Source organism: Tenacibaculum sp. SZ-18, from assembly GCF_002813915.1.
GTDB lineage: Bacteria > Bacteroidota > Bacteroidia > Flavobacteriales > Flavobacteriaceae > Polaribacter.
In genome coordinates this window covers 2263210-2278788 of sequence record NZ_CP019335.1, presented here as the reverse complement: position 1 = coordinate 2278788, position 15579 = coordinate 2263210, and the positions used below count along the sequence as shown (strand labels likewise).

Annotated in this window: 8 protein-coding genes; 6 read left to right on the top strand and 2 right to left on the bottom strand. The window is 32.3% G+C overall.

Annotation, left to right across the window (positions count from 1 at the left end; translation table 11 throughout):
• The first annotated feature begins 192 nt into the window (after window positions 1–192).
• Both BTO06_RS10105 and BTO06_RS10100 read left to right on the top strand, forming a co-directional pair.
• Window positions 193–1398 carry a sugar isomerase gene (locus BTO06_RS10105; RefSeq protein WP_100926770.1) on the top strand — a complete coding sequence of 402 codons (1206 nt, stop codon included), beginning with the start codon at window positions 193–195 and terminating at the stop codon, window positions 1396–1398.
• Between the two features lie 72 nt (window positions 1399–1470).
• Window positions 1471–2661: a glycosyltransferase gene (locus BTO06_RS10100; protein ID WP_100925188.1), complete on the top strand. Its 1191-nt coding sequence runs from the start codon at window positions 1471–1473 to the stop codon at window positions 2659–2661.
• 40 nt (window positions 2662–2701) lie between these two features.
• Here the strand turns inward: BTO06_RS10100 and bglX are convergent, their stop codons facing one another.
• Together bglX and BTO06_RS10090 are read right to left on the bottom strand one after the other, a co-directional pair.
• Window positions 2702–4999: a beta-glucosidase BglX gene (gene bglX, locus BTO06_RS10095; protein ID WP_100925187.1), complete on the bottom strand. Its 2298-nt coding sequence runs from the start codon at window positions 4997–4999 to the stop codon at window positions 2702–2704.
• A 130-nt stretch (window positions 5000–5129) separates the two neighbouring features.
• Window positions 5130–6002, bottom strand: a complete 873-nt coding sequence (locus BTO06_RS10090) for an AraC family transcriptional regulator (protein ID WP_100925186.1) — start codon at window positions 6000–6002, stop codon at window positions 5130–5132.
• Window positions 6003–6217: 215 nt separating this feature from the next.
• On the opposite strand from BTO06_RS10090, the gene BTO06_RS10085 reads away from it, so the two are divergent.
• The 4 genes from BTO06_RS10085 to BTO06_RS10070 all read left to right on the top strand — a co-directional run bounded on the left by BTO06_RS10085 (window position 6218) and on the right by BTO06_RS10070 (window position 15182).
• Window positions 6218–9250, top strand: coding sequence for a SusC/RagA family TonB-linked outer membrane protein (locus BTO06_RS10085; protein WP_100925185.1), 3033 nt, complete (start codon window positions 6218–6220; stop codon window positions 9248–9250).
• 23 nt (window positions 9251–9273) lie between these two features.
• Window positions 9274–10815 (top strand): RagB/SusD family nutrient uptake outer membrane protein, encoded by a 1542-nt coding sequence (locus tag BTO06_RS10080; RefSeq protein ID WP_100926769.1) that lies wholly within the window; start codon window positions 9274–9276, stop codon window positions 10813–10815.
• Window positions 10816–10929: 114 nt separating this feature from the next.
• Window positions 10930–14226 carry a VCBS repeat-containing protein gene (locus tag BTO06_RS10075; protein ID WP_100925184.1) on the top strand — a complete coding sequence of 1099 codons (3297 nt, stop codon included), beginning with the start codon at window positions 10930–10932 and terminating at the stop codon, window positions 14224–14226.
• Window positions 14223–15182, top strand: coding sequence for an SMP-30/gluconolactonase/LRE family protein (locus BTO06_RS10070; protein ID WP_100925183.1), 960 nt, complete (start codon window positions 14223–14225; stop codon window positions 15180–15182). The genes BTO06_RS10075 and BTO06_RS10070 overlap by 4 nt, the downstream gene beginning before the upstream one ends.
• The last annotated feature ends 397 nt before the right edge of the window (window positions 15183–15579 follow it).

The following is a 15579-nucleotide window of genomic DNA, read 5'->3' as shown; positions in this document are numbered from 1 at the left end:
CTTTTTGTTTTTATGATGAATATGATTTTTTAAAAGCTTTTGTTTTATTACTACTTGTGTTTTTTTTATTCATAAAAAAATTAACTCTACATTGTTTTTATAGGTATATTTATGTAACTTAGAATGTAAACAAACTACCCCGAAAGCTTGAAAATTTTAAATAACAAATTGCTAACTCCAGAGAGAGTATTCATGCTAAGTGCAATTATCGTTAATGGAGGGAACTACTTATATAATTTATTAATTGGTAGAATTCTTGGACCAACAAAATTTGCCGATGCAGCTATTTTAATAACCTTTCTTTTGGTGTTATCTTTTATTGCGATGACTTTTCAATTGGTAACAGCAAAATATACTGTGCTTTTTGATAATAAGGTTTTTGAGCGATTTATGTTGTTTATTTTGAAAAGAGCGGTTCTTTTTGGAGTTGTCGTTGGTGCTTTGATTGTAATTTTTTCGAAACGACTTCAAGAGGTTTTTAATACTCATAATGCTATTATGTTTGTAGTATTTGGAGTAAGTGTGCCAATCTATTTTTTGATGAGTGTGAATAGAGGTATTTTTCAAGGGTGCAAAAATTTTTTAAAATTAGCTATTACATACCAAACGGAAATGATTTCTCGTTTATCAATTACTCTTTTACTATTGTATTTATTTGTTGAGATTGAATCCTCAATCCTCATTTCACTTGGCATCATCATTTCTTTAGTTTTTGGGTTGTTACCATTAAGTAGAAGTATGTCTTTTTTTAAAAGTGGAATTTTAAGTGATAAGAATAGGGAAATTGTTTATAAGTTTTTGTTGCTTACTGCCTTTTATGAGTGTACGCAAATCATTATAAATAATAGTGATATTCTATTGGTAAAGACCTATTTTGATAATTATAATGCTGGATTGTATGCTTCTCTAGCTTTAATTGGTAGAGTTGTGTATTTTATTGCTTGGATGTTTGTTATGTTGTTATTGCCTTCGGTGGTAAGCAAACAGAAAGAAGGAATTCCTCATAAAAATGTTTTGTTGAAATATGTCGGTTATATTTCATTGCTTTCTGGCTGCATCGTATTGGTTACGTTTTTATTTCCAGAGTTTGTTGTTGGTGTATTATTTGGAGAGGCTTACCTCGGTATTGCTTCTCTTTTGTGGCAGTACGCATTAGCTACTTCAATATTTGCTGTCTCTAATGTCTTTGCATATTATTTTTTATCTCTTGACGAGTATATACCGGTAATTTTAACTGGTATTCTAGGAATTGCACAAGTTTTTTTAATAGTTTTTTTTCATGAGTCGTTGAATGAGATAGTGATTATGCAAATTATTGCAATGAGTATTCTTTTAGTTGTACAGTTGTTGTTTTTCTATGGAAATACCAGCAATAAAACAAAACAAATCGAAAGTTAAAACTTGCCTATCTATATATAAACTAACCTCTCTATTAGGTGTAGTACACTTAATAGATAAACAAAGATTAATATGAAATTAGCCATTGTTACTGCGTTTCCCCCGAGTAAAGTCACGCTAAATGAATATGGATATCATTTAGTGAAACAATTTAGATTAAAAGATAAAGTTGATGAATTAATTTTATTAACTGATGAAACTGTGACTAAAGACGATGTTCGTTTTGACGAAAACGGATGTAAGATTATTGTGAAGAATTGTTGGAAATTTAATAGTCATAAAAATATCATTTCGATTAATAGAGCGGTAAAAGAAACTAAGCCAGATGCTGTGTTATTCAATTTGCAGTTTTTAAAGTTTGGTGACAAGAAAATTCCAGCGGCATTAGGATTATTAACTCCTTATATCTGTAAATCAAAGAATATCCCTACGATCGTTTTGTTACATAATATTTTAGAACAAGTAGATTTAAATAGAGCTGGTTTTACTAAAAATATACTGCTTCAAAAGGTTTATGGCTTAATAGGAACTGTTTTAACCAAGTTTTTATTATCTGCTGATTTAGTTGCTTTAACAATTCAAAAGTTTGTGAATACTTTAAAAGATAAATATAAAACAGATAAAGTAGTTCTTGTTCCACACGGTACATTTGAAATGATCGAAGAACCAGATTATACTTTACCTTCTGGGCCAAAACAAATTATGGCTTTTGGAAAGTTTGGAACGTATAAAAAAGTAGAAGTTATGATTGAAGCTGTTGAAGAGGTGAGAAAAAGTACTTCCGAAGATTTAGAAATTGTTGTAGCAGGAACTGATAGTCCGAATACACCAGGCTACTTAGATAATATGAAAGAAAAATATAAAAATGTTCCTGGGTTACGATTCACGGGTTATGTGGCCGAAGAAGATGTTCCTATCATATTTAACGAAAGTACAGTTGTGGTTTTTCCTTACACCTCTACTACAGGGAGTTCTGGGGTATTACATCAAGCGGGAAGTTATGGAAAGGCAGTTATTATGCCTGTTTTAGGAGATTTGAATGATTTAATCGAAGATGAAGGATATCGCGGAGAGTACTTCGAGGCAGATAATGTTGATTCTCTAGCTCAAGCAATTAAAAAAGTTGTAGAGAACGATTCTTACAGATTGAAATTAGCGAAAGCGAATTATAAGGCAGCAACATCATTGCCAATGTCGGAAATAGCAGAAATGTATTTAAATCATTTTGAGGCAATTCAAAAGAAAAAAAAGACTGATTATTAGAAATTATTAATCAGTCTAATTTATAGTAACGAATCACTATTTATTTAAGAACAAAAGTTTCTTTTAAAGTCTCTGTAGAATTTCCTCCGACAAAAACTTCAAATTCACCAGGTTCTACAACAAATTCACCATTTGCATTAAAAAATCCTAATTCATTATTGTTTAGTGTGAATTCGATTGTTTTTGATTCTCCTTTTTTAATTTTAATTAATTCAAAACCTTTTAATTCTTTTACAGGTCTTGTAATACTTCCAAATAGGTCTCGGATATAAAGTTGTACTACTTCTTTTCCATCATATCCACCAGTGTTTGTTATTTTTACAGACACCGTTAAATTGTTACCTTTATTAATTTCCTTACTACTTACAGTTAAGTCTGAATATTCAAATTTAGTATAACTTAATCCGTAACCAAATGGATAAAGCGGTGTGTTTTCAGAGTCTGTATAATGAGACCAGAAGACATGAGGTTCACGATTTGGTCTTCCTGTGCTCTTATAGTTGTAATAAATAGGGACTTGACCAACATTTCTAGGGAAAGTCATCGGTAATTTTCCACTAGGATTGTAATCACCGTAAAGTACTTGTGCCACAGCATTTCCAGTTTGTGTTCCAAGTTGCCAAGCTTCCACTATAGCTGGTATGTTTTTGTCTGCCCATTCAATTGCTAATGGTCTTCCGTTATTGAGAACAAGGACGACGTTTTTGTTTACGGCAAATACTTTTTCTAGTAATTCTTGTTGCTTACCTGGTAGGTCTAATTCAGTTCTACTTCTACCTTCTCCACTTTGAAATCCGTGTTCTCCTAAAACCATAACTACGACATCTGCACTTTTTGCTATTGAAATTGCTTTTTCGATATCATTGTCATTAATTGTTTTGTTTATAGTTAGAGGTTGAGTAAAAGCTTCGTTACCAGTAATTAAGTCAATTCCTTTTTGGAATGATAATTTGTTTCCTTTGTATTTAGACATTCCCTCATAAACAGAAACAGCAGAATTATCTTCAGAGGCTAACCTCCAGCTACCAAGCGGACTATTTTTATCGTTGGCTAGAGGACCAATTAACGCAATTTGTTGTCCTTCTTTTTTAAGAGGTAAAAGATTATTTTCGTTTTTTAATAGAACAATTGATTTTTTAGCGACATCTAAAACAGCTTCATGATGTTTGGCATTTCCGATATTTTCTTTTTCATTAGTAGAATCACAATATTTAAAAGGATCATCAAATAATCCTAACTCGAACTTTACAGTTAATATACGTCTTACTGCGTCATCAAGAATACTTTCTTTTACCGTACCATTTTTAACAAGACTTGTCAATTCTTCGATATATACATTTCCTTCCATGTCCATATCAGAACCAGCAGTTGAAGCAATACGAGCGGCTTCTTTTTTGTCTTTGGCATGTCCCCAAGCAATAAGCTCATTTAAAGAGGCCCAATCAGATACTACGAAACCATTAAAATTCCATTTTCCTTTTAAAATTTCTCTCTGTAAGAAGCTGCTTCCTGTTACAGGAACACCATTTAATTCATTAAATGAGTTCATAAGAGTTCTAACGTTTTTATCGACAGCTGCTTTAAACGGTGGGAGCACAATATTATAAAGAGTTGCTGTTCCTATATCAACAGTGTTGTATTCTTTTCCAGCTTCAGAAAACCCGTAGGCTGCAAAATGTTTCGCACAAGCCGCAATTGTGTTAGGTTTTGATAGGTCATCTCCTTGAAAACCTTTAACTCTCGCTTGAGCAATTTTCGAGCCTAAATAAGGGTCTTCACCGGCTCCTTCCATTACTCGTCCCCATCTCGCATCTCTAGAGATATCCACCATAGGAGCAAAAGTCCAGTTAATTCCAGCTGCAGAAGCCTCAATTGCTGCTACTCTTGCTGAGTTTTCTATCGCTTCTAAGTCCCAACTTGCGGATTCAGCAATAGGAATTGGGCTTAATGTTTTATAGCCATGAATAACATCAAATCCAATAATTAAAGGTATTCCAAGTCTGGTTTCTTCTACTGCAATTCTTTGAACTTCTCTTACGTTTTCAGTTCCACGAACATTTAGCATAGAACCTACCCAACCTTTTCTTAAGTGGTCGTACTTTTTTTTGGCATTACCCTTTTTAGGGATAGGTCCAGTAACATCCCAAAAACCATTATATTGATTCATCTGACCAACTTTTTCTTCAATTGTCATCTTTGAAAGAAGTTGACTCACTTTTTCGTTTACCGTCTCATTTTTTGTGTCTATCATCAAATTATCTTTTTTATCACCTGAGCATCCAGAAATAAATACCACAGTAGCATACGTTAAAATCATTTTTCCTAAATGACGTTTCATGAATTCTTGTTTTAGAAAAGTGATGTAAATTTATGATAGATAGGTGTAAAAAAATTCGCTCAAATAATCAAAATATGATACTTTTTTAATTTTTATTGTATTTTTTTGAAATCTATTTGACAAAATAATACTACAATGCTTTTTGGATTCCGTTGAATTCAGATCGAAATTCACTAGGTGTGTTGTTTTTGATTTTTTTAAACATTCTATTAAAGTTAGCTAAATTATTAAAACCGCATTTGTAAGCTATTTCTCCAACGCTTAAATCTGTTTCCAGTAATAATCTGCTTGCGTAACTAACTCGAGTGCTGTTGATGTAGGATATAAATGTTTTGCCTGTTCTTTTTTTGATGAAACGATTGAATGATACTGGTGTCATGTTAATTAGTTCTGATATTTCATCCAGAGTTATTTTTCTTTGGAAATTTTTCTGAACATATTCGTATACCTTTTTTATTTTATCACTATTTTCAAAGTCGTTATAATTTGAAAATGAAGTTGATAGTAATTTTTGGTTTCTTGAGTTTGATAGGTCGTGAAGTATGGAAATGAATTCTAAGAAATAGTCAATTCCAGAGATTTTCGGTAATTCCATTAATCGAGGCATGAGTTCTTTGATGGTTTTTTCTGAGAAAGAAATTCCATGTATTGATCTGTTTAACATGTCTCTTATTGATTTGAAAACCCTTCTTGATAAAAGTTTTTCATCTAATAAATCATTATGTATATGAATAGTGATTTCATGAATTTCTTTGTTGGTGCAGTTGTGTAATTCCCAACAATGTGGGAGGTTCGGTCCAACTAAAACAAGTTCGTAATCGCCGACTTCTCCCATGTGATCTCCTATGACTCTGCGTACTCCTTTTCCTTTATGGATAAAATTAAGTTCGTATTCGGGATGGAAATGCAAGGGGAAATCGAATTCGTCTTTTATTCTATAATATACTAAAAAGCTGTCGGATGGCGAGAGTTGAGTTATCTCTCTGTGGATGTTTTTGTTCATGGTTTGTCTATTTTTTTGTGTAATAATATTAAAAAATTATTAATGATTGATAAAATTATATTGATAAATTGTTAATATTGAGTATATTTTTGTGTAAAACAAATTAGTTTACTGATAAAAGTAGTTTTCAAATTGTTAGTTTTAGTTATTAGAATAATAATTTAGATACTGAATAGTTACTTTTTAGTCAAAAAAACGCCAAATTAATTATCAATATGAAAAAAAATATCTTTAAGTATTTTTTACTAGCGCTCACGTTCGTATCCTCAATAGCGGCAACTGCGCAAGATGTAAAAGGGGTAGTCTCTGATGCTTCTGGAGATCTTCCAGGAGTTAATGTATTAGTTAAAGGAACTAATAGGGGTGTCGAAACTGGATTGGATGGATCTTATGTTATAAAAAATGTAAAATCAAATGATGTTTTGATTTTTAGTTTTATAGGTTATAAAACTGTTGAAGTTCCTATAAATGGAGAATCTGTAGTAAATGTAACTTTAGAAGAAGATTCAGATACATTAGAAGAAGTAGTTGTTGTAGGTTATGGAACTAAAAAGAAAAGCTTGGTTACAGGTGCTATCTCTAGTATTGATAGTAAAGAAATTAAAAGTATTTCTAATCAAAGAGTAGATCAGGTTTTACAAGGTAGAGTTTCTGGTGTGACAGTTTCGTCTTCTTCAGGTTCTCCTGGCTCAGGAACAAAAATTAGAATTAGGGGTACAGGTTCAAGTGGAAGTGCAGATCCTTTATTTATTGTAGATGGTATGAAGGTTTCTACAATTGATAACATTGCACCATCTGATATAGCTAATATAGAGGTGTTAAAAGATGCTGCTTCTGCTGCGATTTATGGTACTGAAGGAGCAAATGGTGTAATTATTGTTACTACTAAAAAAGGAACAAGAGGAGGTTTGCAAGTAAACTTCAATACACAAATTGGTTTTCAATTTGTGAATACAGATATGGAGCTAATGAATGCTTCACAATTTGTTACGTATTTAAATGAAGCAGGAAATGCATCAATTGTAAACAATGGTGTGGATACAAATTGGATTGACGAAACTTTTGATACTGCATTTATGCAACGTTATGATGTTAGTTTATCTGGTTCAATGAAAAATACATCCTACTATTTTTCTGGTTCTCATACAAATCAAGAAGGTGTCGTTGTGGGTGATAATTCTTCTTTTAAAAGAAACACCTTCCGTTTAAATATTCAAAGTCAAGTTACAGATTGGTTAGAAATAGGTGTAAATTCGAATACTTCATTTATTGATAGAAAAGGTATTGTTGAAAATAGTGACACCAGAGGTGTAATTCAAAATATGTTAATCATTGATCCTTTAACTCCTGTAATTTATACTGATGGTGTGCCAGCCGATGTGTTTGATCGTTCGGAAGCTAATGGAGTTCCTGTTTTAAGAGATAAAGATGGTAATGTTTATGGGTATCCAACATATTCAACTGGTGAGGTAATTAATCCAGTAGCTTATGCTAACGCAATTCAAGAGAATATAAACGAAAATGATCAGTTTTTAACGACTATTTATGGGAAGTTTAGCATTATGGAAGGATTGACTTTTACTTCAAGATATGGTTATGAACAAAATCAATTTTTAAGTCAACGGAATACAAATGCTTATTACGTTGCTTCAGAGGCAGCAAATACCCAATACAATATTAACAGGTCTAAACAAAATTTTAGAAGATGGTTATGGGAAAATTTTGCGACTTACAACAAGTCATTCGATAATCATAACTTTAAATTACTTGCAGGGTATTCTGCAGAACAAAGTAGAAGACCGGCATTTACTAATGAAGCTTATTCTATTGCGGTAACAGATTTTAACGGTTTCAATATTAATTCACCAACAACAATTTTTGACCAAAATTCTCCAATACAATTAGCATATAGAGATAATTTAGTTTCAATTTATGGAAGATTATCTTACAACTATATGGGAAAGTATTTGTTTGAAGCATCTGTTAGGCGTGATAAATCAGATAAGTTTCCAGCAGGTAATAGAGCTGCTGTTTTTCCATCATTTTCTGCAGGATGGTTAATGTCTAAAGAAAATTTTTGGAGTGATGAGTCTGCTATTAATTATATGAAATTAAGAGCAAGTTGGGGTCAAAATGGTAATAAAAATAACTTAAGAGGTAATGCAGATATTATTGCAATTACAAATCAAGTAGGTGGTTTAGGTTTAAACTATTTAGGAAATGTAGGAGCTCAAATTACAGGTTTTGCTAATGAAAATTTAGTTTGGGAGACTTCTGAGCAATTGGGTTTCGGTGTTGATTTAAGAGCTTTTAATAGTAAATTGAATTTCACTGCTGATTATTACAAGAAAACAACAAACGATTTAGCTTTTGTTGCTGGTGAGTTAATTACACCAGGTTCTGCTGGTTTTGTTTCAAATGATTTTAATGGAGGTACAGTAGTTAATCAAGGTTTTGAATTCGAAGTAGGATATTCAGATACTACTGAAAGTGGATTTAGTTACCAAATTAACGCAAATTTATCTACCTTAGACAACGAGGTTACAGAGATTCAATTTGTTCCAGAAGGTACGTCAATTGTTGGTGCTGGAGCCCCTCAGAATGCTGACGGTGTTACAAGATTTACAGAAGGTTTACCAGCTTGGTATTTTTACGGTTATAAAACCGATGGAATTGACCCTGCAACAGGGGAAATTAACAGAGTTGATACAAACGGAGATGGAAGTATAACTAATGATGATAAAACTATGATAGGTTCTCCACATCCAGATGTGTTATTTGGTGGAAATATTAGATTAGGGTATAAAGGTTTTGATTTCAATGTACAATGGCAAGGAACTATTGGAAATGAAATTATAGCAACATATCACCAACCATCTCGCCCAATTACCAATAAGCCTTTACATTTCTTTGAAGGAAGATGGACAGGTGCAGGAGATTCTAATGCGACTTTCCCTTCACCAGGAAATATTACCTCAGCGTATGATACTGATTTAGTAGTGGAGGATGGATCTTTTATGAGAATCAAACAAATTCAATTCGGATATACTTTACCGCAAAGTATTACCGATAAATTACATGTAAGTAGTTTGAGAATGTATGTGTCATTTGATGATGTATTCACATTTACAAATTACAAAGGACTTGATCCGGAAATAGGAAACTTCGGATTTAATGATATAGGTGTTGATAGAGGGTTTTATCCAACTGCAGCAAGAGCTTTATTTGGTTTCTCTCTTAACTTTTAATGACTAAAAACTTACACAAAAAAATGAAAAGAACGACTTATTTCATAGCATCTGTTTTATTTCTAGGTGCTGTTTCATGTAGCGAAGATTTCACAAATAATCCTCGTGAAGATGTTCAAGATCTTGCAACTTTCTTTTTAGAAGAAGAGAATGTAGAACAAGCCGTAATTGGTGTTTACGATTTAATGCAATATAATTATAGTAGAGATTGGCATAGTGCTTTCTTGGTAAAATTGTTACCTGGTGATGATGCAAATGCAGCGGGAGGGAATTCAAATGACCAGCCACAATTGCAGGATATTGATGATTACGCAAATGTGGCAACTTCAAACCCTTCAATAGAAAGTGTTTGGAACTTGTTTTACCGAACAATTGCGATGTCTAACTTAATTATTGAAAACTTACAAGAAAGTAATTTGGCTAATAAAAATAAAGCTATTGCTGAAGCCAAATTCTTTAGAGCTTGGTGTTATTTTGAGTTAACTACAATGTTTGGTGATATTCCATTGCGTTTAACAGTACCAAAGGGAGCCGAAGATTTTGGATTGACTAAATCAAGCAGGACAGAGGTGTATGTAGCTATTGAAAGTGATTTAAATGATGCGATTGCAAATTTACCTGAAAAATCTGGAATCGCCGATCCTTTCAGAGTATCGAAAGGGACAGCTCAGGCTGTAATGGGAAAAGTGCTAGTTTTTCAGGAGAAATATGCTGAAGCTATTCCGTTTTTTGAATCAGTAATTAATAATCCATCTCACGATTTAGAACCAACTTCAGGTGATGTTTGGTCGGTTAATAATGAGTTTGGTATTGAGTCGTTATTAGAAATTGGATTTATTTCTACAACTGGAAGAGATTGGGGGAATGTTGCTTGGGGAGGAAGAAACGAAAGTAACTTACATATCCAGTTAATGGGGCCAAGAGGAGATGGTATTTTCGGTGTTGGTTCAGTTGGTCTGTTAAATGGTTGGGGATTCAATTTGCCAACCAGTAAGTTGGCTAATGCTTTTGATTCTGCGGGTGATACAGATCGAAAAGGAGCTACTTTAATGACAGAGGCTGAGTTAATTGCAGCTGGTGGTTCTGTTGATGCATCTGCCGCAACAGGAGGTGTTATTTGGGATTATGAAGGAGCGATTAGATTAAAATATGCAACAAAATCAGAAGATACTAGTGACGATGGTGTTAGAGAATTAAACTATAGTACAAACTTTCGATTATTAAGATATGCAGAGGTTCTTTTATTAGCTGCTGAGGCTTATAACATGTCAGGAAATGATTCTCAGGCGAGAATTGAGTTAAATAAGATTAGAAATAGAGCTGGATTAGCAGATATTCCATCTTCAACTGCTGGTAACGATTTATTTGATGCAATTGTAAATGAGAAGTTTTTAGAGTTAGCTCACGAAGGTCAACGTTTTTGGGATTTAGTTCGATGGGGAAGAGCCTCAACAGAATTATCAGGTACGGGTTATTCAGTTAAGAATAATTTGTATCCTATTCCACAAACAGAGATCGATAAAAATTCTGAGTTGACTGCTGCGGATCAGAATCCAGGATATTAAGTTTGTGAACTTAGATTATTTGTAGATTGTATTTGAATTAATAATCTAATTATAAGTAAAGCAGTATGAAAGTGCATACTGCTTTACTAATTTTAATCAATATCTTATTCCATAATGAAAAAAGTAACTACGCTTTTTTTACTTGTATTAATTGTTATTAATTGTGCTAAAGTTGAAAATCTAAAAAGGAACAGAAAAAAGTTTGTTCAGCTTTCCTCAAGTAAGTCACAAATTCATTTCAGTAATACACTAACAGAAACTGATTCTTTAAATTATTTCAAGTATACTTCAATTTACATGGGAGGAGGAGTGTCTGTTGGTGATGTAAATAACGATGGATTATTAGATATTTTCTTTACAGGAAATCAGGTTTCAAATAGATTATATGTTAATAAAGGGGATTTAACTTTTGAAGATATTTCTGAGTCAGCTAAAATTGCAGGTGATTCAAGATGGTACACAGGTTCGACAATGATAGATATTAATAACGATGGTTATCTAGATATTTATTGCTCTGTTGCGGGAAAAGATGGGAATAAGAAGAATCAACTTTTTATAAATAATAAGAATAATACATTCACAGAGTCTGCAGAAAAATATGGTCTAGCAGATGAAGGAAATTCTGTTCAAGCTACGTTTCTAGATTATGATAATGATGGTGATTTAGATATGTATTTAGCTAATTATCCAATGGCACATCCTTCAACTCCAAATATGATTTATAAAAATCGAATGCAAAATGTTAAAGATGTTGAGTCGGATAAGCTATTCGAAAATCAAGATGGAAATTTTATTGATGTTACAGAGAAGGCTGGAGTGAAAAATTATAGTTTTTCATTGGGTATTTCTGCAGCCGATTTAAATAATGATGGCTGGACAGATTTATACGTTTCAAACGATTACAGTATACCAGATTTCATGTATATGAATAATCAAGATGGTACTTTCAAAGAAGTAATTAAGGAAGCAACTAGTCAAACTGCTTTTTACGGAATGGGAATTGATATTGCGGACATCAATAATGATGGGCACTTAGATATTTTTCAAGCTGATATGGATTCAGATGATAATAGAAGGCAAAAGGCTAATATGTCGAGCATGAATCCAAGATTGTTTTATGAAACTGTTTTGTACGGTTTTCATTATCAATACATGCACAATTGCTTGCAATTGAATTCTGGTTATAACGAAAACGGAATTCCGAAATTCTCTAATATTTCACGATTAACGGGAACATCTTCTACAGATTGGAGTTGGGCTCCATTATTTGCAGATTTTGATAATGATGGATACAAAGATTTATATGTAACTAACGGAACAAGAAGAGAGGTGAACAATAAAGATTTTTTTAATAAAATCGATGGTGAAGAATTTAAAGAGGTGTCTCTTCTAGAAAAAACAAAAATGATCCCTAGTGAGAAAATAGACAATTTCATGTTTAAAAACTTAGGAGGAATTGAATTTAAAAAAGTAAATAGCGATTGGGGAATTTCTCATGAAGGATTTTCGAACGGAGTAGCTTACGCAGATTTAGATAATGATGGTGATTTAGAAATTATTGTAAATAATATTGATGAGGAGGCAACCATATTTAAAAATACTTCTTCTGAAGATAAAAACTTCTTGAAAGTACAATTGAAAGGTAATGAGAAAAATACTTTCGGATTAGGAGCAAAAGTGTTCGTTTATTCAAAGGATTCAAAGCAAGTTCAGGAGTTAACACTAACTAGAGGTTTTCAATCTTCTGTAGCTCCAGAATTACATTTTGGTTTGAATAAACAGAAGAGTATTGATAGTGTTAAAGTCCAATGGAATTCTCAGAAATCTCAAATCATAAAAGATGTAAAATCAAATCAAACTCTAGTTTTTGATTATCAAGAGGCTGATGAAAATTATGCTACAATAAGTTTACAAGAAAAGATGTTTACAACGAATTCTAATTTCAATAATAAGATTAAACATACCGAGAATTTACATGACGATTTTGAAACGCAGATTTTACTTCCTCACAAAATGTCAACATTAGGACCAGCAGTAGAGGTTGCGGATCTTAATAAAGACGGATTAGAGGATGTTTTTGTTGGCGGTGCTTATGGAAAATCAGGTGAATTGTATTTCCAAACTACAACTGGTTTCGAGAAACAAAATCAAAATGCATTTAAGCAAAATCAATTATCGGAAGATGTTGGTGCATTATTTTTTGATGTAGATAATGATAATGATTTGGATTTATATGTTGTCAGTGGAGGTTATGAGTTTGACGAAGACTCAAAAAGATTGAAAGATCAGCTCTACATCAATAATGGATCAGGTGAGTTTGAAGATGCTTCCAATTCATTACCAGAATTGTATTCAAGTGGATCCAAGGCTTATAATATAGATTTCAATAGAGATGGGAAACAAGATATTTTAGTTCTTGGTAGACAAATTCCAGGTAAATATCCGTTGCCAGCTTCGTCGTTTTTATTAAAGAATACTTCTGATTTAAACACTATACATTTTGAAAATGTAACGAACGATTCTGCTCAAGGTTTACTTGGTTTAGGGATGGCTACAAGTGCTGTGGTGACCGATTTTAATAACGATTCTTGGGATGATATTATAATTGTTGGAGAATGGATGCCAATAAAAGTATTTAAGAATAATAAAGGAGCTTTTGAGGATGTATCGGAAGAATTAGGATTATCAAGAGATACTACAGGATGGTGGTGGAGTATTCAGAAAGAAGATTTCGATAATGATGGAGACATGGATTATATTCTAGGTAATAATGGTCTTAATTATAAATATAAAGCTTCGGAAGATGCAACTTTTGATATTTATGCTAAAGATTTCGATAAAAATTTCACTTCAGATATTGTGTTGAGTTACTATAACAAAGGAAAGCAATATCCAGTAAGAGGAAAACAGTGTTCATCAGAACAGATTTCTGGAATAAAAAGAAAGTTCAAAAGTTATGATGCTTTTTCAAAAGCAACGCTAATAGATGTTTACGGTAAAAAGAATTTGGAAGATGCACTGCATTATCAAGTCAAATCTTTCGCTAGTATTTATCTAGAAAATAAAGGAAGTCAATTTGTGCGATATGAGCTTCCAATAGAAGCGCAGTTTTCGAGTATTCAGCAGATAATTGTAGAAGATATTAATAACGACGGGAATATGGACGCAATTATTGCGGGGAATCTCTATAATTCAGAAGTTGAAACTCCACGAAACGATGGTAGTTACGGACTAGTTTTAAATGGAAATGGAAAAGGTGAATTCAAAACCTTGTCAATTGAAGAAACAGGATTCTTTGCTTCGGGTGATGTAAAAGATTTAAAGAAAATATCAATAGGAAATACTCCTCATATCATTTCAGTAAAGAATAATGATTATTTGGAGTTTATAAAATTCAATAAGAAACAATGAATAAACTAGGATTATTTTTATTGGTATATCTTTTAGTTTGTTGTAAAGTAAATGAAAGAAAAGAAGGTAAAGTGGAGCTAGCAATTAAAATAAATGCTCAATTGGGTGAAGGTGCTTTTTGGAATTATAAGTCAGAAGAATTGTATTGGGTAGATATCGAAGGAAAAAAATTACACATATTCACTCCAAAAACAGAGGAGAATAAGACTGTTAAAATGCCTTCTAGAATTGGAACTGTTGTTCCTACGAATAAACAGAATAGTGCGGTTATAGCTCTAGAAGATGGAATCTACATTGTAAATACGAACACTAGTAAGTTAACCTTATTAATAGATCTTGAATCAGATGCCACTGAAAATAGATTTAACGATGGTAAATGTGATCCTAATGGCAATTTATGGGTGGGTTCAATGCATTTGCCTCAAACGCATCAAAAGGGAAATTTGTATAAAATTGATGGATCTGGAAACGCGAGTAAAATGCTAGGGAATATTACCATTTCGAATGGAATAGTATGGACTAGCGATAAAAGAACAATGTATTATATAGATACGCCAACGGGTCAAATTAAGGCCTTTGATTTTGATAACAAGAAAAATACAATTACCAATGAACGTATTGCTGTTACCATAGATCCTAAAGATGGATTTCCTGATGGAATGACTATCGATGAAAATGATATGCTTTGGGTAGGAATGTGGAATGGAAATGCGGTAGCAAATTACAATCCTAATACAGGTAAGTTAATTAAGAAGATTAAAGTTCCTGCGCATAATGTTACTTCATGTGCGTTTGGTGGAGAGAATTTAGATGTTTTATATATCACAACAGCAAGCACAGATATGACGGATGAAGAACATAAAAAGTTTCCTTTAGCAGGTTCCGTATTTAAAATTCAATTGAAAGAAAAAGGAGTGAAAGGAAGTTTTTTTAATTTGGTAAATAAATTGAAGTAAATCTTAATTCAACATACGAAGCCTAGAAATAAAAAGAATTTAATGTAAAAGCAATTTATAATTTAGTCTTTTTGTGTCAGCGTAAATCAGTTGTTATAATGAATAAAAATCTAAAAGCTGTTATGTTAATATCCATCTTGGATTTATTCTTTTTATAAATAGTTTTAGAAAAAAACAAATCAATTTTAATAGAGGTGAATTTAAAGTTGTGTTAGGAGAAGATAAACGGAACTAAAAAAACGTGGTAAGAGCTTTATAAGCTTTCTTTTGGTTTTGATTTGCTTTGAAGTACAATTAAAAATTATCAACACAAAAGAATATTGAATAGAGGCTTGTGAGGAATTTTTGTTATACATAGAATTTGAAATGGAAAAGCAACCATTTTTATTAGTAGTTT